This is a genomic window from Streptomyces sp. NBC_00704 (assembly GCF_036226605.1).
Taxonomy (GTDB): Bacteria; Actinomycetota; Actinomycetes; order Streptomycetales; family Streptomycetaceae; genus Streptomyces.
This window is the reverse complement of sequence record NZ_CP109000.1, coordinates 4,598,445-4,622,770: the sequence shown is the minus strand read 5'-3', so window position 1 is coordinate 4,622,770 and position 24,326 is coordinate 4,598,445. Positions and strand designations below refer to the sequence as shown.

Genomic DNA, 24,326 nt, shown 5'->3' with positions numbered 1-24,326 from the left:
CCGGCGTACTCGTGGGTAGATCCAGCCAAAGATGAGTTCTCCTCATCTCCGTCGGCGTCACCGGGCGAGGGCGACCTCCAGCACCTCGGCCTCCGCCTCCGCCTGCCGGGCCTGGCCCTTCCTGACCTCGTCGGAGACCATCGCCTCCATCGGACCCGCGCCCAGCGCACCGCCGACCACGATGCCCAGGCCGACCGCCACCACCATGATCACCGAGCCCAGCCACACCATGGTGTCCACCGGCACCGTGTACGCGCCGACGATCCGCACCACGCACTCGGCGAGCAGCACCGCGCCCCACACCAGCGAGAAGGCCCGCTCACGCCTGCGGAAGTCCGCCGACGCGACCGCCGCCCCGCTCTCCAGCCGCGCCCAGGCCGCCTCGCGCACCGCGTCGCTCTTCACCAGGAACGGCTTCAGCCCGGCGGTCATCATCGGCTTCCCCAGCATCACGGAGACCAGGATCCCGATCCCGACCGTGCTGCTGACCCCGCTGTCCTTGGCGAGCATCAGCCGCGGGTCGCCGGAGACGAAGCTCAGCACCAGACCCACGATGTTGACGACGAGGATGAGCCCGGCGAGACCGTTGACCGTCCGCTCCCTCACCGCGCTCCACAGGGTGCGCCCGGCCGGCACCACGCTGCTCCAGGCGAGCGCGGCGAACGTGCTCATCCCGAACGCCTCCTTGAACAGGTAGTACGACCCGAGCGGCACCGCCACGTCCACGATGAGCGGGGCGAAGGCGTTCTGCTTCTTGTGCTGGTTCGTCGTCATGCCCTCAGCTTCGCCGCCGGGAGGGGTCCCCCAGTAGAAACGATCGTCCGGAGCTCGGCATGACAATTGTCAGGTCCCGCACGCCCTCGCCGTCAGACCAGCAGGTCGGCCAACTGCCCCAGGTCCGAGAAGAGTTGGGTGGCCCCAGCGAGCCTCGCGGCGGGCGTCATCGCGGTGAACCCGTACACGTCCATGCCCGCCGCCACGGCCGCCCGCACCCCCAGCGGACTGTCCTCGACGACCACACAGCGCTCCGGCGGCACCCCCATCCGCTCAGCCGCGTACAGGAACAGATCGGGAGCCGGCTTGCCCTTCCCCACGTCCTGCGAGCTGAAGACACGGTCCTGCGAGAAGTAGCGGTCCAGTCCCGTCTTGCGATGACCCACCCGGATCCGCTCACGGCTGCCCGAGGAGGCGACGCAGTACGGCACCCCGTCGGCGGTCAGCTTCGCCAGGACGTCCACGGCCCCGGGCACGGGCTCCAGCTCCCGCTCGAAGGCCGTGAACACCCGCCGGTGGAAGGTGTCGTCGAAGTCCGCCGGCAGCCGCTGTCCGGTCCGCTCCAGGACGAGTTCGTGGATCCGGTGCATCGCGGACCCCATGTAGTCCCGGATCGATTCCTCGTAGGACGTCGGATGCCCCAGCTCCGTGAGGTAGGCCGCCAGATGCCTGTTCGAGATCGGCTCGCTGTCCACGAGGACGCCGTCGTTGTCGAAGATCACCAAGTCGTAGCGCATGCCTGAACCCTAAGCGACCCAGGAATAGGGACCCGGAAACGCAGAAAACCCCCGCACCAACGGTGCGGGGGTTTCCCATACAATTTGTTCGGCGGTGTCCTACTCTCCCACAGGGTCCCCCCTGCAGTACCATCGGCGCTGTAAGGCTTAGCTTCCGGGTTCGGAATGTAACCGGGCGTTTCCCTCACGCTATGACCACCGAAACACTATGAAACTGTCAGCCGCACCACACCCGTGACCATGGGCATGGGGCTGTTCGTGGTTTCAGAACCAACACAGTGGACGCGAGCAACTGAGGACAAGCCCTCGGCCTATTAGTACCAGTCAGCTTCACCCATTACTGGGCTTCCACATCCGGCCTATCAACCCAGTCGTCTACTGGGAGCCTTACCCCATCAAGTGGGTGGGAATACTCATCTCGAAGCAGGCTTCCCGCTTAGATGCTTTCAGCGGTTATCCCTCCCGAACGTAGCCAACCAGCCATGCCCTTGGCAGAACAACTGGCACACCAGAGGTTCGTCCGTCCCGGTCCTCTCGTACTAGGGACAGCCCTTCTCAATATTCCTGCGCGCGCAGCGGATAGGGACCGAACTGTCTCACGACGTTCTAAACCCAGCTCGCGTACCGCTTTAATGGGCGAACAGCCCAACCCTTGGGACCGACTCCAGCCCCAGGATGCGACGAGCCGACATCGAGGTGCCAAACCATCCCGTCGATATGGACTCTTGGGGAAGATCAGCCTGTTATCCCCGGGGTACCTTTTATCCGTTGAGCGACGGCGCTTCCACAAGCCACCGCCGGATCACTAGTCCCGACTTTCGTCCCTGCTCGACCCGTCGGTCTCACAGTCAAGCTCCCTTGTGCACTTACACTCAACACCTGATTGCCAACCAGGCTGAGGGAACCTTTGGGCGCCTCCGTTACTCTTTAGGAGGCAACCGCCCCAGTTAAACTACCCATCAGACACTGTCCCTGATCCGGATCACGGACCCAGGTTAGACATCCAGCACGACCAGAGTGGTATTTCAACGACGACTCCACAACCACTGGCGTGGCCGCTTCAAAGTCTCCCACCTATCCTACACAAGCCGAACCGAACACCAATATCAAACTGTAGTAAAGGTCCCGGGGTCTTTCCGTCCTGCTGCGCGAAACGAGCATCTTTACTCGTAGTGCAATTTCACCGGGCCTATGGTTGAGACAGTCGAGAAGTCGTTACGCCATTCGTGCAGGTCGGAACTTACCCGACAAGGAATTTCGCTACCTTAGGATGGTTATAGTTACCACCGCCGTTTACTGGCGCTTAAGTTCTCAGCTTCGCCACACCGAAATGTGACTAACCGGTCCCCTTAACGTTCCAGCACCGGGCAGGCGTCAGTCCGTATACATCGCCTTACGGCTTCGCACGGACCTGTGTTTTTAGTAAACAGTCGCTTCTCGCTGGTCTCTGCGGCCACACCCAGCTCGAGGAGCAAGTCCTCTCACCAAACGTGGCCCCCCTTCTCCCGAAGTTACGGGGGCATTTTGCCGAGTTCCTTAACCATAGTTCACCCGAACGCCTCGGTATTCTCTACCTGACCACCTGAGTCGGTTTAGGGTACGGGCCGCCATGAAACTCGCTAGAGGCTTTTCTCGACAGCATAGGATCATCCACTTCGCCACAATCGGCTCGGCATCAGGTCTCAGACTATATGGTGTGCGGATTTGCCTACACACCGTCCTACACCCTTACCCCGGGACAACCACCGCCCGGGATGGACTACCTTCCTGCGTCACCCCATCACTCACCTACTACAAGTCTGGTTCGCCGGCTCCACCACTTTCCATTCCCCGAAGGGTCCGGAACGGCTTCACGGACTTAGCATCGCCTGGTTCGATGTTTGACGCTTCACAGCGGGTACCGGAATATCAACCGGTTATCCATCGACTACGCCTGTCGGCCTCGCCTTAGGTCCCGACTTACCCTGGGCAGATCAGCTTGACCCAGGAACCCTTAGTCAATCGGCGCACACGTTTCTCACGTGTGAATCGCTACTCATGCCTGCATTCTCACTCGTGAACCGTCCACAACTACCTTCCGGTGCTGCTTCACCCGGCACACGACGCTCCCCTACCCATCACGATCCCCGTTGGGGGTATATATCGCAATGACACGACTTCGGCGGTACGCTTGAGCCCCGCTACATTGTCGGCGCGGAATCACTAGACCAGTGAGCTATTACGCACTCTTTCAAGGGTGGCTGCTTCTAAGCCAACCTCCTGGTTGTCTGTGCGACTCCACATCCTTTCCCACTTAGCGTACGCTTAGGGGCCTTAGTCGATGCTCTGGGCTGTTTCCCTCTCGACCATGGAGCTTATCCCCCACAGTCTCACTGCCGCGCTCTCACTTACCGGCATTCGGAGTTTGGCTAAGGTCAGTAACCCGGTAGGGCCCATCGCCTATCCAGTGCTCTACCTCCGGCAAGAAACACACGACGCTGCACCTAAATGCATTTCGGGGAGAACCAGCTATCACGGAGTTTGATTGGCCTTTCACCCCTAACCACAGGTCATCCCCCAGGTTTTCAACCCTGGTGGGTTCGGTCCTCCACGAAGTCTTACCTCCGCTTCAACCTGCCCATGGCTAGATCACTCCGCTTCGGGTCTTGAGCGTGCTACTAAAGACGCCCTGTTCGGACTCGCTTTCGCTACGGCTTCCCCACTCGGGTTAACCTCGCAACACACCGCAAACTCGCAGGCTCATTCTTCAAAAGGCACGCAGTCACGAGAATGGAGCAAGCTCCATTCCGACGCTCCCACGGCTTGTAGGCACACGGTTTCAGGTACTATTTCACTCCGCTCCCGCGGTACTTTTCACCATTCCCTCACGGTACTATCCGCTATCGGTCACCAGGGAATATTTAGGCTTAGCGGGTGGTCCCGCCAGATTCACACGGGATTTCTCGGGCCCCGTGCTACTTGGGTGTCTCTCAAACGAGCCGCTGATGTTTCGACTACGGGGGTCTTACCCTCTACGCCGGACCTTTCGCATGTCCTTCGCCTACATCAACGGTTTCTGACTCGTCTCACGGCCGGCAGACCGTAAAAGAGAGATCCCACAACCCCGTATGCGCAACCCCTGCCGGGTCTCACACGCATACGGTTTGGCCTCATCCGGTTTCGCTCGCCACTACTCCCGGAATCACGGTTGTTTTCTCTTCCTGCGGGTACTGAGATGTTTCACTTCCCCGCGTTCCCTCCACACTGCCTATGTGTTCAGCAGCGGGTGACAGCCCATGACGACTGCCGGGTTTCCCCATTCGGAAACCCCCGGATCAAAGCCTGGTTGACGACTCCCCGGGGACTATCGTGGCCTCCCACGTCCTTCATCGGTTCCTGGTGCCAAGGCATCCACCGTGCGCCCTTAAAAACTTGGCCACAGATGCTCGCGTCCACTGTGCAGTTCTCAAACAACGACCAGCCACCCATCACCCCCAACCTGAGCTGGAGTTCACTGGGGCCGGCATCATGAAGACAGACCTTGCGGCCGTGCCCTCAGACACCCAACAGCGTGCCCGGCACCCCCGCCACTCGTGATCAGCTTTCCACGCTCCGAAGAGCAGTACTTGCAGCCCGAGATGACTGAGAGTGCCGAATAATCAACGTTCCACCCTTGAGCAACCAGCATCGGACGTTCGCCGATGAACTGGCCCCTGGACAGCCTTGCGGCTGCCTAGAAGTGCTCCTTAGAAAGGAGGTGATCCAGCCGCACCTTCCGGTACGGCTACCTTGTTACGACTTCGTCCCAATCGCCAGTCCCACCTTCGACAGCTCCCTCCCACAAGGGGTTGGGCCACCGGCTTCGGGTGTTACCGACTTTCGTGACGTGACGGGCGGTGTGTACAAGGCCCGGGAACGTATTCACCGCAGCAATGCTGATCTGCGATTACTAGCAACTCCGACTTCATGGGGTCGAGTTGCAGACCCCAATCCGAACTGAGACCGGCTTTTTGAGATTCGCTCCACCTCACGGTTTCGCAGCTCTTTGTACCGGCCATTGTAGCACGTGTGCAGCCCAAGACATAAGGGGCATGATGACTTGACGTCGTCCCCACCTTCCTCCGAGTTGACCCCGGCAGTCTCCTGTGAGTCCCCATCACCCCGAAGGGCATGCTGGCAACACAGAACAAGGGTTGCGCTCGTTGCGGGACTTAACCCAACATCTCACGACACGAGCTGACGACAGCCATGCACCACCTGTACACCGACCACAAGGGGGCGACCATCTCTGGCCGTTTCCGGTGTATGTCAAGCCTTGGTAAGGTTCTTCGCGTTGCGTCGAATTAAGCCACATGCTCCGCTGCTTGTGCGGGCCCCCGTCAATTCCTTTGAGTTTTAGCCTTGCGGCCGTACTCCCCAGGCGGGGAACTTAATGCGTTAGCTGCGGCACCGACGACGTGGAATGTCGCCAACACCTAGTTCCCACCGTTTACGGCGTGGACTACCAGGGTATCTAATCCTGTTCGCTCCCCACGCTTTCGCTCCTCAGCGTCAGTAATGGCCCAGAGATCCGCCTTCGCCACCGGTGTTCCTCCTGATATCTGCGCATTTCACCGCTACACCAGGAATTCCGATCTCCCCTACCACACTCTAGTCTGCCCGTATCGAATGCAGACCCGGGGTTAAGCCCCGGGCTTTCACATCCGACGCGACAGACCGCCTACGAGCTCTTTACGCCCAATAATTCCGGACAACGCTTGCGCCCTACGTATTACCGCGGCTGCTGGCACGTAGTTAGCCGGCGCTTCTTCTGCAGGTACCGTCACTTTCGCTTCTTCCCTGCTGAAAGAGGTTTACAACCCGAAGGCCGTCATCCCTCACGCGGCGTCGCTGCATCAGGCTTTCGCCCATTGTGCAATATTCCCCACTGCTGCCTCCCGTAGGAGTCTGGGCCGTGTCTCAGTCCCAGTGTGGCCGGTCGCCCTCTCAGGCCGGCTACCCGTCGTCGCCTTGGTGAGCCATTACCTCACCAACAAGCTGATAGGCCGCGGGCTCATCCTTCACCGCCGGAGCTTTCAACCCCCACCCATGCGAGTGGAAGTGGTATCCGGTATTAGACCCCGTTTCCAGGGCTTGTCCCAGAGTGAAGGGCAGATTGCCCACGTGTTACTCACCCGTTCGCCACTAATCCCCACCGAAGTGGTTCATCGTTCGACTTGCATGTGTTAAGCACGCCGCCAGCGTTCGTCCTGAGCCAGGATCAAACTCTCCGTGAATGTTTTCCCGTAATCGGGACCACACATCACGAGAGCGGAACGGTCAGGCGGAATAAGCCCGACCGTTCACAGCGTCCTCGCTGTGTTTTTTTTCAAAGGAACCTCATCCTCGGCTTTCACGGCCGGGGACGGGGTATCAACATATCTGGCGTTGATTTTTGGCACGCTGTTGAGTTCTCAAGGAACGGACGCTTCCTTTGTACTCACCCGAACTTCTCGGGCTTTCCTCCGGGCGCTTCCCTTCGGTCTTGCGTTTCCGACTCTATCAGACCGTTTTCCGATCCGATTTCCTCGGTGCTTTCCAGGTTCCCGCTTTTGTTTCGCGGTTTCCCTTTCCGGCGGTTCCGACTCTATCAGATCCTTTCGGGCCCGATTCCCAGTCAGAGGGGCTTGTCTTCCCGGCTGTTGGGCCGTTCCGACGAGTGAGACTTTAGCGGATTCCCGGCCCCCGAAGCCAATCGGGGTCCTGCGCCCTTTCGAACGCGGATTCCTCATTTCGCGAATACACACCGGACGACGCGACGGCAGACGAATGCGCTGCACGTCGAGAAGTGGTGGTTACCTGCGGAATGGCTGTCCGGGGACCGACCGGGGTCGGCGCTCACGTCGGACAACTCGGAGAACACTACGTATGCGGTCGGGGTGTGTCAACTCATGTCCCGGCGGCACCCCTGAGGCGTAGGCTGGCCCCCATGACTACGCGTACGTGCACCCAGCTGTGGTGGGCCGCCTGACGGCGGCCGCGCTCACGTATGCACTCAACGGCCGCCGCTTCGGCGGCCGTTCTCGTATCTCCCTCCAGGGTTCCAGGGGATCGGCCGGCCGGGGCGGCGGTCTCGACCAGGAGGTGGAGAGATGAAGCGGGTCTTCAGCGGGATCAAGCCGACCGGGCACCTGACGCTGGGGAACTACCTGGGAGCGCTTCGGCAGTGGGCCGAGGTCGACCAGCACCGGGCGGACGCGTTGTTCTGCGTGGTCGATCTGCACGCGCTGACCGTGGAGCACGATCCGGCGCGGGTGCGCCGGCTGAGCCGGCAGGCGGCGACGCTGTTGCTGGCGGCGGGACTGGACCCCCGGCTGTGCACCGTCTTCGTCCAGAGCCATGTGGACGAGCACGCCCGGCTGTCGTACCTGCTGGAGTGCCTGGCCACGGACGGCGAGATGCGGCGGATGATCCAGTACAAGGAGAAGGCCGCGCGGGAGCGGGAGCGCGGGGGCAGCGTCCGGCTCTCGCTGCTGACGTATCCCGTGCTCATGGCGGCGGACATCCTCGCCTACGCGACCGACGAGGTGCCGGTCGGCGACGACCAGACGCAGCACGTGGAACTGGCGCGGGATCTGGCGGTGCGGTTCAACCAGCGGTACGGGCACACGTTCGTCGTGCCGAAGGCCACGCTGCCGGCGGTGGCGGCCCGGGTGATGAACCTTCAGGAGCCGGGGTCGAAGATGGGCAAGAGCGACGACTTCGGGCCCGGCATCGTCTATCTGCTGGACGAGCCCGACGTCGTCCGGAAGAAGGTGATGCGGGCCGTCACCGACAGCGGGCGGGAGGTCGTGTACGACCGTGCCGGGCGGCCCGGGGTCGCGAACCTGCTGGAGATCCTCGCCGCGTGCACGGGCGGTGATCCACAGGCGCTGAGCGCCGGGTACACGTCCTACGGGAGTCTGAAGAAGGACACGGCCGACGCGGTGGTGGAGGTGCTGCGGCCCTTGCGGGCCCGGCACCAGGAGCTGTGCGCCGACCCGGGGTACGTGGAGCGGGTGCTGCGGGACGGGGCCGAGAAGGCGCGGGCCATGGCCCGGCCCGTGGTGGACGGCGCCTATCGCGCGATCGGGCTGCTTCCGCCGCTGGTGGAGCCGGCGGCGGAGTCCGCAGCGGAGCCGGTGGCGGGGGCCGCGCTGAACGCGGCGCGGTAGGCGCGCGGGCTGGTGGCGAGGCGCGCTGCGAAGTGCTGGCGCATCGTGACCTCGCTGCCGAACCCGGCGCGGCGGGCGACCTCGGGCATGGGGAGGTCGGTGCGTTCGAGGAGTTTCTGGGCGGCGGCGACGCGCTGGTCGAGGAGCCAGCGCAGGGGGGTGGTCCCGGTCGCCGCGGTGAAGTGGCGGGCGAAGCTGCGCGGGGACATGCCGGCGTGCGCGGCCAGGCCGGCGACGCTGAGCGGTTCGTGCAGGTGGCGCAGGGCGTGTTCGCGTACGGCGGCGAGGGCGTCGGCGTCCCGGTCGGCGTGCGGGGTGGGGTGTTCGATGAACTGGGCCTGGCCGCCGGTGCGGAAGGGGGCGGTGACCATCGAGCGGGCGATGGCGGCGGCCGTCTCCGCGCCGTGGGAGCGGCGGACCAGGTGGAGGCAGAGGTCGATGCCGGCCGCCGTGCCGGCGGCGGTCCAGATGTTGTCGTCCTCGATGAAGAGGGCGTCGGGGACGACGGTGACCCGGGGGTGGCGGGTGCGCAGGAGGTCGACGAGGTGCCAGTGGGTGATCGCCCGGCGGCCGTCGAGGAGGCCGGCCTGGGCGAGGGTGAACGCGCCGCCGCAGAGCGCGGCCAGGGTGGTGCCGCGGGCGTGGGCGCGGCGGAGGGCGTCCAGGACGGGGGCGGGCGCGGGGGTGAGGTGGTCGTCGAGGCCGGGGACCAGGACGAGGTCGGCGCGGGCGAGCCAGTCGAGGGGGCGGTCGGGCAGGAGGGCGAGGCCGCCGCGCATCGGGATGGGCGTGGCGGTGTCGGCGGCGACTCTGCGCAGGTCGAAGGCGGGGACGCCGCGGTCGGTGCGGTCGGCGCCCCAGACCTCGGTGATGACGGAGACGTCGAAGGCGCGGATGCCTGGGAAGGCGACGAGGGCGACCCGGTACGCAGGCTTCATGGCTGGCAGTAAACCATCGATCGATGACTTCGCGGACTCTGGGGCGCGGGCCGGCCCGGCGGCAGGATCGGGGGCATGGACATCGCAGAGAACGCAGCGCTGGTGGTCGTCGACGTGCAGAAGGGGTTCGAGGAGCTGGAGTACTGGGGGGCGCGGAACAATCCCGGGGCCGACGACAACATCGCCGCCCTGGTGGACGCGTGGCAGGGGTCGGGGCGGCCGGTCGTGTTCGTGCGGCACGATTCGGAGAAGCCGGGGTCGCCCCTGCGCCGGGGGTACGAGGGGAACGGGTTCAAGGAGTACGTGGAGGAGCGCCGGGGGAAGGGCGCGGGGGCCGAGCTGTTCGTCACGAAGACCGTGAACTCGGCCTTCCTCGGGACGCCCGATCTGGGGGCCTGGCTCACGGCTCAGGGGATCTCGCAGATCGTGGTGGCCGGGATCCAGACGAACATGTGCGCCGAGACGACGGCGCGGATGGGCGGGAACCTCGGGTACGACGTGCTGTTCGCGTACGACGCGACCTACACGTTCGATCTGGAGGGGCCGTTCGGCTGGCGGCGCGGGGCCGACGAGATCGCGCAGGCCTCGGCGGTGTCGCTGCACGGGGGCGGGTTCGCGCGGGTGGTCACCACGAAGGAGATCGTGGAGGCGGCCGGCGTCTGACCGCCCCCGCGTCCTCCCGTGCGGGTCAGTCCTTCTTGCCCGCGGCGAGTTCGCGGCTGCGGTCGCGGGCCGCCTCCAGGGCGGCGATGAGGGCGGCCCGGACGCCGTGGTTCTCGAGTTCGCGGATGGCGTTGATGGTCGTGCCCGCGGGGGACGTGACGTTCTCGCGGAGCTTGACCGGGTGTTCGCCGCTGTCGCGGAGCATGGTCGCGGCGCCGATCGCGGACTGGACGATCAGGTCGTGGGCCTTGTCGCGGGGCAGGCCGAGCAGGATGCCGGCGTCGGTCATCGCCTCGACCAGGTAGAAGAAGTACGCCGGGCCGGAGCCGGAGAGGGCGGTGCAGGCGTCCTGCTGGGACTCGGGGACGCGGAGCGTCTTGCCGACGGCGCCGAAGATCTCCTCGGTGTGGGCGAGGTGGGCGGGGGTGGCGTGGGTGCCGGCCGAGATGACGGACATGGCCTCGTCGACGAGGGCGGGGGTGTTCGTCATGACGCGGACCACCGGGGTGCCGGCGGCGAGGCGCTCCTCGATGGAGGCGGTCGTGATGCCGGCGGCGCCGCTGATGACCAGGCGGTCGGCGGGGACGTGCGGGGCGAGTTCGTCCAGGAGCGCGCCCATGTCCTGCGGCTTGACCGTGAGGATCAGGGTGTCGGCGGTCTTGGCGGCCTCGGCGTTGGTGACCGGGGTGACGCCGTGCCGGGCGCGGAGTTCCTCGGCCCGCTCGGCGCGGCGCGCGGTGACGAGGAGGTCGGCCGGGCGCCAGCCGCCTCGGATCATGCCGCTGAGAAGGGCTTCGCCGATCTTGCCGGTGCCGAGGACTGCGACTTTCTGGGTCATGGCGGAGGGTCCTTTGGGGTGCGTCGTCCGTCGTCCGGGGCCATCCTCGCACCGGGGGTGCGGGGCGGGGCCGGATGTCCGGTGGGCGGACGACGCGTCCTGAGGGGCGGCCGGGCGCGGCCGGGCGCGGTCAGGGGGTGCGGCGGCGCAGCGTCGCCGCGCCCAGGAACAGGACCAGGAGGGCGCAGCCGGCGACGATGAGGACGTCGCGGACGAAGGTCGCCGTCATGTCCGTGTGGTGGAGGACCTCGTTCATGCCGTCGACGGCGTAGGACATGGGCAGGACGTCGGAGACGGCTTCCAGGGCGGGGTGCATGGTGTCGCGCGGGGCAAAGAGGCCGCACAGCAGGAGCTGGGGGAAGATCACCGCCGGCATGAACTGGACGGCCTGGAACTCCGAGGCCGCGAACGCGGAGACGAAGAGGCCGAGCGCCGTGCCGAGCAGGGCGTCCAGGAGGGCCACCAGGAGCAGGAGCCAGGGGCTGCCGGTGACGTCGAGGTCGAGGAACCACACGGCCAGGGCCGTGGCCAGGGCCGACTGGACGATCGCGAGGGCGCCGAAGGCGAGCGCGTAGCCGGCGATCAGGTCCCCTTTGCCCAGCGGCATGGCGAGGAGGCGTTCGAGGGTGCCCGAGGTGCGTTCGCGCAGGGTGGCGATGGAGGTCACCAGGAACATCGTGATCAGCGGGAAGACGCCGAGCAGGGACGCGCCGATGCTGTCGAAGGTGCGGGGGCTGCCGTCGAAGACGTAGCGGAGCAGGAACAGCATCACGCAGGGGATGAGGATCAGCAGCGCGATCGTGCGGGGGTCGTGGCGCAGCTGGCGCAGCACGCGGGCGGCGGTGGCGGTGGTGCGGGACGCGTTCAGGGCGCCACCGGGCGCGGGGGCGCGGGACGCGGTGGCGGGCGGGGCGGGGGGCGTGCGCGTGGTCATCGGGTGCTCTCCTTAGCTCGGGCCGTCCGTGCGGCGGCGTCCACCAGGTGCAGGAACGCCAGCTCGACGGTGTCGGCGCCGGTGCGGGTGCGCAGGGCGTCGGGGGTGGCGTCGGCGAGGATCCGGCCCTCGCGCATGAGGAGGAGGCGGTGGCAGCGCTCGGCCTCGTCCATGACGTGGGAGGAGACCAGGAGGGTCGCGCCCCGGCTCGCGGCGATGTCGTGGAAGAGGTTCCACAGGTCGCGGCGCAGGACGGGGTCGAGGCCGACGGTGGGCTCGTCGAGGACCAGGAGCTCGGGTGCGCCCAGGAGGGCGACGGCCAGGGAGACGCGGTTGCGCTGGCCGCCGGAGAGGTTGCCGGCCAGGGCGTCCGCGTGGGTGGTCAGGTCGACGTCGGCGATGACGCGGGTGACGTCGTCCGCGCGCCGGTCCGCGGCCGCCCGGCCGGGGTCGAGGATCGCCGCGAAGTAGTCGAGGTTCTGGCGGACCGTCAGGTCGTCGTAGACGGAGGGGGCCTGGGTGACGTAGCCGATGCGGGCGCGCAGGGCGGGGTGGCCGGCGGGGCGTCCGAGGACGTCCAGCGTGCCGGTGACCTTCGCCTGGGTGCCGACGACGGCGCGCATGAGGGTCGACTTGCCGCAGCCGGAGGGGCCCAGGAGGCCGGTGATCTGGCCGCGGGGGACGGTGAAGTCGAGGGCGCGCAGCACGGTGCGGGGGCCGCGGACCACGGTGAGGCCCTGGGCGCGGACGGCCGGGACGGCGAGGTCGTCGGGGGCGTCGCGGTCGTCGGCGTCGGCGGGGACGGGCCTGAGCGGGGTCTGCTTCTCGCTTCGCCGCGCTTCCCGGTCGGGCGGACGGGATCCGGACCTGAAATTCATCATGCGATGAATAATGCTCGCGCGGGCGGTGAGGCGTCAAGCGGCGCGGGCGGGAAGGGCGAGGAGGGTCGGCCGCTCCGGAGGCAGGGGACCCTGCGGGGAACAGCGGGAGATCCCTGCGGGGGGCATGCGTGCGCGGCGGCCCTGGAGGCGGGCCGCCGCGCGGGAGCAGACAGGGGGGTGAGGGCGGGAGTCGGGGGTGTGGGGGGCGGGTCAGGGCCTTGTCGTGAGCAGCAGGACGACGTCGTAGACCTCTTCGACGAGGCCGTCGGGGAAGACGCGGGTCAGGTGCTCGCGCTCCTCGGCCAGGAACGCGGCGGTCGCCTCCTCGCCCTGCACCAGGAAGGCCGAGTGGCTGCCGATGTTGGCCAGATGCGTGTCGATCGGGACGCGGCGGCTCCAGCGGACTTCGCGGCGGACCGGGTCCAGGCGGCCCGAGGGGTCGACGGCACGGGCGCTCACGTTCCGGTCGGGGCCGGGGAGGTCCTGGCCGAAGTACCGCGCGACGCGCCGGCTCTGCTCGGCGAGCCAGGGCACGTCCGGGGCGTCGGTGTTCCACCACAGGGCCAGCGCCCCGCCCGGACGCAGCACGCGCAGGGCTTCCGGGACCGCGCGGGCCGGGTCGGTCCAGTGCCAGGACTGGGCGTAGGTGAGGAAGTCGAGGGAGGCGTCGGCCAGCGGCAGGCGGTTGCCGTCGCCCCGGACGACCGGCACCTCGGGGAGGGCCCGCCGGAACTGCGCGGCCATGCCCTCCCCCGGCTCGACGGCGACGACGTCCGCGCCGCGGGCGTGCAGGAGAGCGGTCGAGATGCCGGTGCCGGCCCCGACGTCCCCGACCCGCGCGCCGGCGAGGGGGCGGCCGGCCAGTTCCTCGATCGCGTCGAGGAGGGCGCTCGGGTACGAGGGACGGTTGGCGGCGTACTGGGCCGCGGCGGAGTTGAAGGAGTGGGCCCGAGCCGCGTGGACTCGGGCCGCGTCGACTCGGGCTGCGTCGACTCGGGCTGCGTGGGAGGAGACCGTCATGCGGCCATGCTCGCGGGGGGCGGGCGCGGAGGGGAACGGATTTACGGGTCCATGACGACGCGGGCCGGCCGAGGACGGCGCGGACGGGCCGAGGATGACAGGGACCGGCCGAGGACGGCGCGGACCGGCCGAGGACGGCGCACCGGAGTTCGGGCGGGGGCCGTCCGGTGTCAGCCGCGGCGGCGCTTTTTCGAGGGGTTGCCGGTGCGGCGGGTGGCGCGCCGGGTGTGGCGGCGGCGGGCCTCTTCGAGTTCCCCGCGGTGCAGGCCCTCGCCGGGGGCCTCGACGAGCGTGCGGAAGAAGTAGGCGAGCAGGGAGCCGACGAAGCCGATGGCCAGCAGGCCGCGCAGGGAGGCCTGGCGGTCGGGGTCGGGGCGCTTGGTGAAGCCGTCCCACGTGTGACGGAAGGCGAGGGCGCTGCAGACCGCGAACATCACCACGATCAGGAGGGTCACGAAGCCGCCGAGGTCGGCGATGGCGATGCCCTGGTAGGCGAAGCGCAGCACCAGGCAGGAGACGGCGGCGACGACGAGGGAGCCCACGGCGGCGGCGACCCGCCGGACCGCGTAGCCGCGAAGGCCGGGGTCGTGGTCCACCCAGGTGGTGCCGAAGAAGCGCAGGGGCTCCGGGCGGGGGCCGGACCCGGAGTCCGCGCCGGCGGGGGTTCCGGCCGCCCGGCCGGGCGGGGTGCTCGGGGAGCCCGCCGCGGTGTCCGGGGTGCCGTTTTCGTCGCTCACGGGACGATTATGGCTCCGGGCCGGCGCGGGCCTCCGGGCGGCCTGCCCGGAACCCCGTCGTGAGGGCGCCTGCTGAGGGCCCCTCGCGACGACGCTCCGGGCAGCCCGTCGCCGCCGGACCGGACGCGGCGCTCCGGAGCAGGCGCGCGGCGGACGGATCGGATGCGGCGGTTCGAAGCAGGCGCGGCGGACGGATCGAGCGCGGCGCTTCGAAGCAGGCGCGCGGCGCACAGATCGAGCGCGGCACTTCGAAGCAGGCGCGCGGCGCACAGATCGAGCGCGGCACTTCGAAGCAGGCGCGCGGCGCACAGATCGAGCGCGGCACTCCGGAGCAGGCGCGCGGCGCACAGATCGAGCGCGGCACTCCGGAGCAGGCGCGCGGCGCACGGATCAGGCGCGGCACTTCGAAGCAGGCGCGCGGCGCACGGATCAGGCGCGGCGCTCCGGAGCAGGCGCGCGGCGGACGGATTAGGCGCGGCGCTTCGAAGCAGGCGCGGCGGTCGGGTCGGATGCGGCGCTTCGAAGTGGCCCGGCGGGACGGTCAGGCGCAGCGTCCGGCGACGAACCCGTCGCTGCCGGTGTGCACGTACGCGTCCGAGACGAACTGGCCGTCCCCGATGTTGTCCCAGATGGTCGACGTGCCGTACGGGCCGGAGACCGAGGTGCCCCGCGTCTGGCAGTGGATCGGGACCTTGACGCCCTCGGCCAGGACCCTGACGACCGAGTAGCCGGTGCCCGGGCCGCTGCGCACGTTCAGCCGGACGCCCGGGGCGACCGGGTAGTAGGTGAGGGCGACCGTCTTGAGGTCGGCCGCCGTGACGGCCACCGCCGTCTCGGCGCTCTCGGCCTCTTCCACACGTTCCACGCGTTCCACGGACATGAAAAACCTCCCCCGTCGGACCCCATGACTGCCATGGGGCCACGTTGATTCCCTCGAATTCCGCAAGGAAACACCTGTGCGGAATTCGCACGCGCAGGCTAGCAAGCCGCCTCTGCGCCCTCCGAGTCATCGACTAGGCTCCGTGCGTCGCGCGCACGGTTGAACAGCACGGGGGTGGTTCATGTCGCCACAGCGCAACACCGGAGCGGGCGCGGAAGCGGAACTTCCGGAGTACGCCGGCCATTACCGCCTGCGGGAATGCCTGGGCTCCGGTGGCATGGGCGTGGTGCACCTGGCCCGCAGCACCTCCGGGATGAAGGTCGCGGTGAAGATCGTGCACGCCCGGTTCGCCCGCGATCCCGAGTTCAGGGGCCGTTTCCGGCAGGAGGTGGCCGCGGCCCGGCGGGTGAGCGGGGCGTTCACCGCGCCCGTCGTCGACGCCGACCCGGAGGCCGAACGCCCCTGGATGGCCACCCTGTTCATCCCCGGGTCCACCCTCGCCGAGCAGGTGAAGCGGAACGGGCCCCTGAATTCGGGCGAGTTGCGGCGGCTGATGGCCGGGCTCGCGGAGGCGCTGCGGGACATCCACCGGGTCGGGGTGGTCCACCGGGATCTCAAGCCGAGCAACGTGCTGCTCGCCGACGACGGGCCGAAGGTGATCGACTTCGGCATCTCCCGGCCCAAGGACAGCGAACTGCGCACGGAGACCGGCAAGTTGATCGGCACACCGCCGTTCATGGCGCCGGAGCAGTTCCGGCGGCCCCGCGAGGTCGGCCCGGCCGCCGACGTCTTCGCGCTGGGGTCGGTCATGGTGCACGCGGCGACCGGGCGCGGACCGTTCGACTCCGACAGCCCCTACGTCGTCGCCTACCAGGTCGTGCACGACGAACCGGACCTGACCGGCGTGCCGGACAACCTCGCGCCGCTGGTCTCGCGCTGCCTCGCCAAGGAGCCGGAGGAGCGGCCCACTCCGGACGAGTTGATGCGGGAGCTGCGGTCGGTGGCGGCCTCGTACGACACGCAGTCGTTCCTCACCCGGTCGTTCATACCGTCGCAACGGGCCCTCGGGGACGGCTGGACGGACCGGGCGGACGTCGAGGCGGAGGATCCGGCGGGCGTCGGGCCGACGGATGCGGCGGACGGCGGGGCGACGGACCCCGCGGGCGTCGGGCCGACGGACCCGGCGGGCGGCGTAGACCTGGGAGAACCCGTGCGTCCCGGCGAACCGGTGGACCCGGCGGCTTCGGGGGCTTCGGGGGTTTCGGGCTCCTCGGCGGCGACGGGGGCGTCCGTGGGGCCGTCGGCGGCTCTCGGGGAGCCGTCGGAGGTCGCCGAGGAGACGTCGGGGGGCGCGCCCGAGCGGGTGGACGCGTCCGCGCGGGCGTCGGGCGGGCGGGCCGGGGTGTGGGCCCGGGGCCGGGGCGGGCGGCGGCGCGGGCGGGTCGCTCTGGCGGCCGGCGCGATGACCGTCGTCCTCGTCGGCGGCGCGCTCGGCGCCGCGTTGTTGTCCGACGACGGCGACTCGGGCCGTGACGCGCGGGGCGGCGCGGCAGGATCGCCCTCCGCCTCCCCCGCGTTCCGCCCCTGGAGCACCCGGCCGGCCAAGGCCGCGTCCGGAGCGGGCTCGGGCGCCGGAACGGGTGGCATGCCGTTGTGCGCGACCGGCGCGAAGCGGGTGCTCTGCGCGCAGCCGGGCCTGGTGTCCGCGCTGGACGCGGGCGACGGGCGCGTGCTGTGGCGGCACGCGCTCGCCGACGGTGACCGGCCGGCCGAGGCGCCCGCGCTCGCGGGCGGCGCGGCGCTGGTGGTCACGCACGCGGGCAGGCTCGTCGAGGCGCTCGACCCGGCGACGGGCGCCACGCGCTGGCAGCGGGGACTGTCGGGGTACGTGAGCTGGCGCGTGGCCGGCGGCACGCTGCTGCTGACCGCGGCCGACGGGACGGTCACCGGGGTGGCCGCCGCGACGGGCGGGACGATCTGGAGCCACCGCATCGCCGGGGTGAGCGAGCCCTACTTCGCGTCCTTCCCGGGCGATCCGCTGGCGTACGCGTCGGACGTCTCCGACGACGGGCACACGAGGATCACCGCCGTGGACCCCGCCACCGGCGAGGTGCGGTGGAAGGGGCGGCTCGACGGCGCGCTCGACCTGGTGGGCACCGCCGCCGGCAGCGCGGTCCTGCTGTCCCGGGGCGACGGCGACGGCACGGTCGACGCCGTGGTCCGCTACGACCCGGCGGGCCGGGCGGCGCGGCGGGTCCGGCTGGACGTCACGATGCAGGAGGCACAGGCCACGGTGCACGGGGACCGGGTGTACCTGCTGGGCTTCGACGGGACGCTGACGGCCGTCGACACGGCCGCCGGGCGACAGGTGTGGTCCCTGCAGAGCGCGGTGAGCCGAGGGTCGGCGCCGGCCGCCGACGGCGGGCGCGTCTACTTCAGCGCCGCCGACGGGCGGCTCCTCGCCGTCGGCGCGGCGGACGGCAGGCTCCTCGGGCAGACGGCGCTGCGGCTCGGCGCGCACTCCGACCGGGTGGTGGCCACGCTGCCCGCGCCCCGCGCGGTCGGCGGCCGGGTCTACGCGGGCGCTCCCGACGGCACCGTCTTCGCGGTCGACGGACGGGACCCGGCGCGCTGGTGACCCCGGCCGCGCCCAGAAGCGCGGGCGGAGCCGGTTGCGCAGGCGGGCCCGGCAGCGCGGACGGGCCCGACGACACAGGCGGGCCCGGTTACGCAGGCAGGCCCGGCGCGAACCCGGCAGGGCGACCTCGGCCGCCGGGCCGTCCGGGCGGCGGATGCGTCGAGGGCCGCCTCCGCGCTGCGGAGACGGCCCTCACGGGAACACCGGGCTGACGGGGCTGACGGGGGGCGGACCGGGCTGTCGTCAGCCGAGCTTCGACACGTCCCGCACGGCGCCCTTGTCGGCGCTCGTCGCCATGGCGGCGTAGGCGCGCAGCGCGGCGGACACCTTGCGCTCGCGGTTCTTCGGCGCGTACACGCCACCGAGAGCCGCCTCGCGCCGGGCCAGCTCGGCGTCGTCGACGAGGAGCTCGATCGTGCGGTTCGGGATGTCGATGCGGATGCGGTCGCCGTCCTCGACGAGGGCGATCGTGCCGCCGGACGCGGCCTCGGGCGAGGCGTGGCCGATCGACAGGCCCGAGGTGCCGCCGGAGAAGCGGCCGTCGGTGACCAGCGCGCAGGTCTTGCCGAGGCCGCGGCCCTTGAGGAAGGAGGTCGGGTAGAGCATCTCCTGCATGCCCGGACCGCCCTTGGGACCCTCGTAGCGGATGACGACGACGTCGCCGTGCGTCACCTGCTTGTTGAGGATCTTCTCGACGGCCTCCTCCTGCGACTCGCAGACGACGGCCGGGCCCTCGAAGGTCCAGATCGACTCGTCGACGCCGGCCGTCTTGACCACGCAGCCGTCGACCGCGAGGTTGCCGCGCAGGACGGCGAGGCCGCCGTCCTTGCTGTAGGCGTGCTCGGCGGAGCGGATGCAGCCGCCCTCGGCGTCCTCGTCCAGCGCCTCCCAGCGCTCGGACTGGGAGAAGGCCTCGGCGGAGCGGACGCAGCCGGGGGCCGCGTGCCACAGTTCCAGCGCCTCGGGGGACGGCGAGCCGGCGCGGACGTCCCAGGTCTTCAGCCAGTCCCCGAGCGACGGGCTGTGGACCGCGTGCACGTCCTCGTTGAGCAGTCCCGCGCGGTGCAGTTCGCCGAGGAGGGTGGGGATGCCGCCGGCGCGGTGCACGTCCTCCATGTAGTACGTGCGGTCCTTCGCGACGTTCGGCGCCACCTTGGCCAGGCAGGGCACGCGGCGCGAGACCTCGTTGATCTCCTCCAGGCCGAACGGGACGCCCGCCTCCTGGGCGGCGGCGAGGAGGTGCAGGATCGTGTTGGTCGAGCCGCCCATCGCGATGTCGAGGGCCATCGAGTTCTCGAAGGCCGCGACGGTGGCGATGTTGCGCGGCAGGACCGTCTCGTCGTCCTGCTCGTAGTAGCGGCGGGTGATGTCCATGACCGTGCGGCCGGCGTCCTCGTACAGCGCCCGGCGGGCCGTGTGCGTGGCCAGGACCGAGCCGTTGCCGGGGAGGGACAGGCCGATGGCCTCGGTCAGGCAGTTCATCGAGTTGGCGGTGAACATGCCGGAACAGGAGCCGCAGGTCGGACAGGCGTTCTCCTCGATGCGGAGGATGTCCTCGTCCGAGATCTTGTCGTTCACGGCGTCGGAGATCGCGTCGACCAGGTCGAGGGTGCGGACCGTGCCGTCGACGAGCGTGGCGCGGCCGGACTCCATCGGGCCGCCGGACACGAAGACCGTGGGGATGTTCAGCCGCAGGGCCGCGTTCAGCATGCCCGGAGTGATCTTGTCGCAGTTGGAGATGCAGATCAGGGCGTCCGCGCAGTGCGCCTCGACCATGTACTCCACGCTGTCCGCGATCAGGTCGCGCGAGGGCAGGCTGTAGAGCATGCCGCCGTGGCCCATCGCGATGCCGTCGTCGACGGCGATCGTGTTGAACTCGCGTGGGATGCCGCCGGCCTCGCGGATGGCGTCGCTGACGATCCGGCCGACCGGCTGGAGGTGCGTGTGGCCGGGCACGAACTCGGTGAAGCTGTTCGCCACCGCGATGATCGGCTTCCGGCCGATGTCCGCACCGGGTACACCGGAGGCGCGCATAAGGGCGCGGGCGCCCGCCATGTTGCGTCCGTGGGTGACTGTGCGGGACCTCAGCTCGGGCATCGTCGCTCGCTCCTTCAGACGGGTGGGGCTGTTAATGAGCGTACGCCGGTCATCCAGGGGGCGGGACGAGGTGTCCGGAATGCGGGACGCATGTCTCGGTACGGAGACCCTCAGGGGCCGGTGAGATGTCCCTGCACGACCGGCGCCACGCGCGCGATGATCTGCTCCAGATCGGCCGAGGCCAGCGGCTCCACCTTGATCACGTACCGCAGCATCGCGCAGCCCACCAGCTGCGCCGCGGCCAGCTCGGCGCGCAGTTCGGCGTCCGGCAGGTCGAGCTGCGAGGCGATGCGGCGCAGCAGCTGGGAGGCGACCAGACGGCGGAAGACGGCGGCCGCGGTGTCGTTGTTGACGGCGGAACGCAGGATGGCGAGCAGCGGCTTGCGGGTGGTCGGGTTCTCCCAGACGCCGAAGACGAAGCGGGCGAGTCGTTCGCCGACCTGGTCCGGCGGCCCGTCGGCGACCGCCTCCGGCGCGTTCAGCGCGGGCGCGAAGGCCACCTCGATCGAGGTCGCGAAGACCTGTTCCTTGGTGCCGAAGTAGTGGTGGACCAGGGCCGGGTCCACACCGGCCGCCTTGGCGATCCCGCGCACGGACGTCTTGTCGTAGCCGCGCTCGGCGAACTCCTCGCGGGCGGCGGTCAGGATGCGGTCGCGGGTGTCGCCCGACTCGGCCCGCGGGGGCCGGCCGCGCCGGCGGGCGGTGACGCCGCTCACCGGCGGCGCGCCTTCGCCGACGAGCGGCGCGACGACCGGGCGGACGACGACGGCGGGGCCGAGGGCGCCGACGGGGCCGGGACGGAGGAGTGCGACCCGGACTGCGGCGGGCCGCCGGAGGCTCGGGACGCCGGGGACGGGGACGGGGAGCCTGACGGGCCGGATGAGGCAGGGGACGCGGAGGACGCGGGTGCGCCGGTCGTTCCGGGTGCGCCTCGGGACGCCGACGCCAGGTGCAGGCGGGTGAAGGCCAGCGCCTCCGCCAGATCGGCCTCCCGTTCGGCGCCGGACATCGCGCGCCGGGTGTTGACCTCGATCACGACGTGCCCGTCGAAACCGGTCAGCGCGAGCCGCTCCAGCAGTTCCGCACAGGGCTGGGAGCCGCGCCCGGGCACCAGGTGCTCGTCCTTCGCGGAACCGTTTCCGTCGGCGAGATGGACGTGGCCCAGCCGGTCGGCCATGCGGTCGACCATGCCCATCGCGTCCGTGCGGGACGTCGCGGCGTGGCTGAGGTCGATGGTGAAGTGCCGGTAGTCGTCCTTCGTGACGTCCCAGTCGGGGGCGTAAGCGAGCATCTCGCGGTCGCGGTAGCGCCAGGGGTACATGTTCTCGACGGCGAACCGCACGTCCGTCTCGTCCGCCATCCGCCAGATGCCGGTGACGAAGTCGCGCGCGTACTGGCGCTGCCAACGGAACGGCGGGTGGACGACGACGGTGCTCGCGCCGAGCTTCTCCGCGGCCGCGCGGGCCCGCTGGAGCTTGGTCCACGGGTCGGTCGACCACACCCGCTGCGTGATGAGCAGGCAGGGGGCGTGTACGGCGAGGATCGGGATCCGGTGGAAGTCGCTGAGTCGGCGCAGCGCGTCGATGTCCTGGCTGACGGGATCGTTCCAGACCATGACCTCGACGCCGTCGTAGCCGAGGCGTGCGGCGATCTCGAAGGCCGTCGCCGTCGACTCCGGATAGACCGAGGCAGTCGACAGGGCGACCTTCGCATCCGGGATCCGCACGACTGGCTCTGCCATGGTGGACAGGTTACGGGGTGGGACCGGGTGGGTGCGGGGCCCTCGCGCCCCGGACGCCCGCGCGCAGTTGTGCCCTCGCGCCGCCCGAAGCGCAGCTCAGCTCCCCGTTCGGTACGCCGTCCGGCCGCCGCGCGCGCCCTCTTGTCGGGTACGTCACGTCGGGCGGGTACGCGTCGGGTCCGTCAGTCCGTCCGGTCCGTCACGCCGACGCCATGTGATCGAGTTTGCGCAGGATGACGCCCTCCCTGAGCGCCCAGGGGCAGACCTCGACCGACTCGATGCCGAAGAGGTCCATCGCCCCCTCGGCCACGAGCGCACCGGCGAGGAGCTGGTTGGCGCGGCCCTCGGAGACCCCGGGCAGCTCCGCCCGCTGCGCCGCCGTCATGCCCGCCAGCCGCGGCACCCAGGCCTCCAGGGACTCCCGCTTGAGCTCGCGCTGGACGTACTGGCCCTCGGTGGAGCGGGCCGCGCCGGCTATGCGGGCGAGCTGCTTGAAGGTCTTCGACGTGGCGACGACGTGGTCGGGGGCGCCGAACCGGGCGAACTCGCCGACCGTGCGGGCGATCTGCGCACGGACGTGGCGGCGCAGGGCCCGGACGTCCTCCGCCTCGGGCGGGTCGCCGGGGAGCCAGCCCGCGGTGAGACGGCCCGCGCCCAGCGGCAGCGACACCGCAGCGTCGGGCTCCTCGTCCATGCCGAACGCGATCTCCAGGGAACCGCCGCCGATGTCCAGGACCAGCAGCTTCCCCGCCGACCAGCCGAACCAGCGGCGGGCGGCGAGAAACGTGTGCCGGGCCTCCTCCGCGCCGGAGAGAACCTGCAGCTCCACACCTGTCTCGGCCCGCACGCGCGCGAGGACCTCGTCGGCGTTGCTGGCCTCGCGCACGGCCGAGGTCGCGAAGGGCAGCAGATCCTCGACGCCCTTGTCCTCGGCGGCCTGGAGCGCCTCCCGCACCACCGCGATCAGTCGGTCGACGCCCTCGGCGCCGATCGCTCCGTCCCCGTCGAGGAGTTGGGCGAGGCGCAGTTCCACCTTGTGCGAGTGCGCGGGCAGCGGGCACGCGCCCGGGTGTGCGTCCACCACCAGCAGATGCACCGTGTTCGATCCCACGTCGAGGACACCGAGTCTCATGCAGGGAACGCTACTGCCCACCGGACGGTCCAGGGGGCGCGGGTCGGAACGCCCGTCGCGAACGAAGCGACCGGGAGGTCGTCGCGAACGGAGCGCCCGGAAGGTCGTCGCGAACGGAGCGCCCGGGAGGTGGACGACGTCCCCGGAGCGGCCTTGGGCGACTTACCCTGGACGGGTGCCAAAGACGAACAAGGCGAAGGCCGACAAACCCGCCGGCGGCCCCTCGCGGGCGAAGCCGGTGAAGCCGCCGAAGAAGCCCGGCAAGACCGCGGCGGCCAAGGCTCCGGCCGGCGACGAGAAGGGCCTGGACTTCGCCCGCGCGTGGGTGGAGTTTCCGGACCCGGCCGACGCCGAGCAGGTCTTCCGCTGCGATCTGACCTGGCTGACCTCGCGCTGGAACTGCATCTTCGGCAGCGGCTGCCAGGGCATCCAGGCGGGCCGCGCGGACGACGGGTGCTGCTCGCTGGGAGCCCACTTCTCCGACGAGGACGACGAGAAGCGCGTCGCCGAGCACGTGGCGAGGCTCACCCCCGACATCTGGCAGCACCACGCCGAGGGCGAGCGCGGCGGCTGGGTCTCGCAGGACGAGGAGGGCTCCCGCCAGACCCGCCCGTTCAACGGCTCCTGCATCTTCCAGAACCGGCCGGGATTCGCCGGCGGCGCGGGCTGCTCGCTGCACATCCTGGCCCTGCGCGAGGGCCGCGAGCCGCTGGAGACCAAGCCGGACGTCTGCTGGCAGCTTCCGGTGCGGCGGACCTACGACTGGATCGACCGGCCCGACGACACGCGCGTGCTCCAGGTGTCGATCGGCGAGTACGACCGGCGCGGCTGGGGGCCGGGCGGCCACGACCTGCACTGGTGGTGCACGTCGGCCACCTCGGCGCACGGCGCGGGCGACCCGGTGTACGTGTCGTACCGCCCCGAGCTGACCGAACTGATGGGCAAGGCCGGCTACGACCGCCTCGTCGAACTGTGCGAGGAGCGCCTCGCCGCACAGCTCCCCCTGCTGGCCCCGCACCCGGCGGACCCGGTCCCCCCTGCTGCCGCTCCGACCGCCGCCGTCGCCCCGGTCGACCGGCCTGACAGGGGCGATCCCGCCTAGCCGATCGCGCCGAGGCGGCAACCCGGCGGCCGGTGGGGTCCG

The 24,326-nt window shown here is 69.7% G+C and carries 17 protein-coding genes and 3 rRNA genes; 4 read left to right on the top strand and 16 right to left on the bottom strand.

Annotated features, from left to right (window positions below; genetic code table 11):
• Positions 1-57: 57 nt before the first annotated feature.
• The 5 genes from OG802_RS20190 to OG802_RS20170 form a co-directional block, all read right to left on the bottom strand.
• A complete protein-coding gene (locus OG802_RS20190; RefSeq protein ID WP_329412421.1) occupies positions 58-774 on the bottom strand; it encodes a VC0807 family protein in 717 nt (238 codons plus the stop codon).
• Between the two features lie 92 nt (positions 775-866).
• Complete coding sequence (locus OG802_RS20185) at positions 867-1,511, bottom strand: HAD family hydrolase (RefSeq protein WP_329412420.1); 645 nt, start codon at positions 1,509-1,511, stop codon at positions 867-869.
• A gap of 86 nt (positions 1,512-1,597) precedes the next feature.
• Positions 1,598-1,714: ribosomal RNA gene (gene rrf, locus OG802_RS20180) — 5S ribosomal RNA — on the bottom strand.
• 91 nt (positions 1,715-1,805) lie between these two features.
• Positions 1,806-4,928, bottom strand: a 23S ribosomal RNA gene (locus tag OG802_RS20175).
• Between the two features lie 312 nt (positions 4,929-5,240).
• A 16S ribosomal RNA gene (locus OG802_RS20170) occupies positions 5,241-6,766 on the bottom strand.
• The 16S, 23S and 5S rRNA genes sit together here, the layout of an rRNA operon.
• An 855-nt stretch (positions 6,767-7,621) precedes the next feature.
• Here OG802_RS20170 and trpS point away from each other — a divergent pair.
• Positions 7,622-8,683: a tryptophan--tRNA ligase gene (gene trpS, locus OG802_RS20165; RefSeq protein WP_329412418.1), complete on the top strand. Its 1,062-nt coding sequence runs from the start codon at positions 7,622-7,624 to the stop codon at positions 8,681-8,683.
• Here the strand turns inward: trpS and OG802_RS20160 are convergent.
• Entirely contained in the window at positions 8,587-9,621 is a 1,035-nt protein-coding gene (locus tag OG802_RS20160) for a GlxA family transcriptional regulator (protein ID WP_329412417.1), read from the bottom strand. The genes trpS and OG802_RS20160 overlap by 97 nt on opposite strands.
• Positions 9,622-9,696: 75 nt before the next feature.
• Between OG802_RS20160 and OG802_RS20155 the strand changes: the two genes are divergently transcribed.
• Positions 9,697-10,284, top strand: coding sequence for a cysteine hydrolase family protein (locus tag OG802_RS20155; protein WP_329412415.1), 588 nt, complete (start codon positions 9,697-9,699; stop codon positions 10,282-10,284).
• Between the two features lie 25 nt (positions 10,285-10,309).
• Here OG802_RS20155 and proC read toward each other — a convergent pair whose 3' ends face one another.
• The 6 genes from proC to OG802_RS20125 form a co-directional block, all read right to left on the bottom strand.
• On the bottom strand, positions 10,310-11,122 hold the full coding sequence (gene proC, locus OG802_RS20150; RefSeq protein WP_329412414.1) for a pyrroline-5-carboxylate reductase: 813 nt from the start codon (positions 11,120-11,122) through the stop codon (positions 10,310-10,312).
• A gap of 130 nt (positions 11,123-11,252) precedes the next feature.
• Positions 11,253-12,056 carry an ABC transporter permease gene (locus tag OG802_RS20145; RefSeq protein WP_329412412.1) on the bottom strand — a complete coding sequence of 268 codons (804 nt, stop codon included), beginning with the start codon at positions 12,054-12,056 and terminating at the stop codon, positions 11,253-11,255.
• Entirely contained in the window at positions 12,053-12,937 is an 885-nt protein-coding gene (locus OG802_RS20140) for an ABC transporter ATP-binding protein (RefSeq protein WP_329412410.1), read from the bottom strand. Before OG802_RS20140 ends, OG802_RS20145 begins: the two co-directional genes overlap by 4 nt.
• Before the next feature lie 210 nt (positions 12,938-13,147).
• On the bottom strand, positions 13,148-13,957 hold the full coding sequence (locus tag OG802_RS20135; RefSeq protein ID WP_329412409.1) for a class I SAM-dependent methyltransferase: 810 nt from the start codon (positions 13,955-13,957) through the stop codon (positions 13,148-13,150).
• Positions 13,958-14,127: 170 nt separating this feature from the next.
• Positions 14,128-14,694: an EamA/RhaT family transporter gene (locus OG802_RS20130; RefSeq protein ID WP_329412407.1), complete on the bottom strand. Its 567-nt coding sequence runs from the start codon at positions 14,692-14,694 to the stop codon at positions 14,128-14,130.
• A 541-nt stretch (positions 14,695-15,235) separates the two neighbouring features.
• Positions 15,236-15,574, bottom strand: a complete 339-nt coding sequence (locus tag OG802_RS20125) for an SH3 domain-containing protein (protein ID WP_329412405.1) — start codon at positions 15,572-15,574, stop codon at positions 15,236-15,238.
• 181 nt (positions 15,575-15,755) lie between these two features.
• Here OG802_RS20125 and OG802_RS20120 point away from each other — a divergent pair, with 181 nt between their 5' ends.
• A complete protein-coding gene (locus OG802_RS20120; protein ID WP_329412404.1) occupies positions 15,756-18,212 on the top strand; it encodes a serine/threonine-protein kinase in 2,457 nt (818 codons plus the stop codon).
• Between the two features lie 243 nt (positions 18,213-18,455).
• Here OG802_RS20120 and ilvD read toward each other — a convergent pair whose 3' ends face one another.
• The 4 genes from ilvD to OG802_RS20100 all read right to left on the bottom strand — a co-directional run bounded on the left by ilvD (position 18,456) and on the right by OG802_RS20100 (position 23,182).
• The gene (ilvD, locus tag OG802_RS20115) at positions 18,456-20,309 is read right to left on the bottom strand and encodes a dihydroxy-acid dehydratase (protein ID WP_329412403.1); all 1,854 of its coding nucleotides are present in this window, start codon (positions 20,307-20,309) and stop codon (positions 18,456-18,458) included.
• Between the two features lie 110 nt (positions 20,310-20,419).
• Positions 20,420-21,025, bottom strand: a complete 606-nt coding sequence (locus OG802_RS20110) for a TetR/AcrR family transcriptional regulator (RefSeq protein WP_329412402.1) — start codon at positions 21,023-21,025, stop codon at positions 20,420-20,422.
• Complete coding sequence (locus tag OG802_RS20105) at positions 21,022-22,050, bottom strand: sugar phosphate isomerase/epimerase family protein (RefSeq protein WP_329412400.1); 1,029 nt, start codon at positions 22,048-22,050, stop codon at positions 21,022-21,024. The genes OG802_RS20110 and OG802_RS20105 overlap by 4 nt, the downstream gene beginning before the upstream one ends.
• A gap of 199 nt (positions 22,051-22,249) precedes the next feature.
• Positions 22,250-23,182, bottom strand: coding sequence for a Ppx/GppA phosphatase family protein (locus tag OG802_RS20100; RefSeq protein ID WP_329412398.1), 933 nt, complete (start codon positions 23,180-23,182; stop codon positions 22,250-22,252).
• A gap of 175 nt (positions 23,183-23,357) precedes the next feature.
• On the opposite strand from OG802_RS20100, the gene OG802_RS20095 reads away from it, so the two are divergent.
• On the top strand, positions 23,358-24,284 hold the full coding sequence (locus tag OG802_RS20095; protein WP_443055283.1) for a hypothetical protein: 927 nt from the start codon (positions 23,358-23,360) through the stop codon (positions 24,282-24,284).
• Positions 24,285-24,326 lie beyond the last annotated feature (42 nt).

Excerpts from the sequence above, each read along its gene's own strand:
- OG802_RS20190 (WP_329412421.1), bottom strand. The coding sequence starts at position 774 with ATGACGACGAACCAGCACAAGAAGCAGAACGCCTTCGCCCCGCTCATC.
- OG802_RS20185 (WP_329412420.1), bottom strand. The coding sequence starts at position 1,511 with ATGCGCTACGACTTGGTGATCTTCGACAACGACGGCGTCCTCGTGGAC.
- trpS (WP_329412418.1), top strand. The coding sequence starts at position 7,622 with ATGAAGCGGGTCTTCAGCGGGATCAAGCCGACCGGGCACCTGACGCTG.
- OG802_RS20160 (WP_329412417.1), bottom strand. The coding sequence starts at position 9,621 with ATGAAGCCTGCGTACCGGGTCGCCCTCGTCGCCTTCCCAGGCATCCGC.
- OG802_RS20155 (WP_329412415.1), top strand. The coding sequence starts at position 9,697 with ATGGACATCGCAGAGAACGCAGCGCTGGTGGTCGTCGACGTGCAGAAG.
- proC (WP_329412414.1), bottom strand. The coding sequence starts at position 11,122 with ATGACCCAGAAAGTCGCAGTCCTCGGCACCGGCAAGATCGGCGAAGCC.
- OG802_RS20145 (WP_329412412.1), bottom strand. The coding sequence starts at position 12,056 with ATGACCACGCGCACGCCCCCCGCCCCGCCCGCCACCGCGTCCCGCGCC.
- OG802_RS20140 (WP_329412410.1), bottom strand. The coding sequence starts at position 12,937 with ATGATGAATTTCAGGTCCGGATCCCGTCCGCCCGACCGGGAAGCGCGG.
- OG802_RS20135 (WP_329412409.1), bottom strand. The coding sequence starts at position 13,957 with ATGACGGTCTCCTCCCACGCAGCCCGAGTCGACGCAGCCCGAGTCGAC.
- OG802_RS20125 (WP_329412405.1), bottom strand. The coding sequence starts at position 15,574 with ATGTCCGTGGAACGCGTGGAACGTGTGGAAGAGGCCGAGAGCGCCGAG.
- OG802_RS20120 (WP_329412404.1), top strand. The coding sequence starts at position 15,756 with ATGTCGCCACAGCGCAACACCGGAGCGGGCGCGGAAGCGGAACTTCCG.
- ilvD (WP_329412403.1), bottom strand. The coding sequence starts at position 20,309 with ATGCCCGAGCTGAGGTCCCGCACAGTCACCCACGGACGCAACATGGCG.
- OG802_RS20105 (WP_329412400.1), bottom strand. The coding sequence starts at position 22,050 with ATGGCAGAGCCAGTCGTGCGGATCCCGGATGCGAAGGTCGCCCTGTCG.
- OG802_RS20100 (WP_329412398.1), bottom strand. The coding sequence starts at position 23,182 with ATGAGACTCGGTGTCCTCGACGTGGGATCGAACACGGTGCATCTGCTG.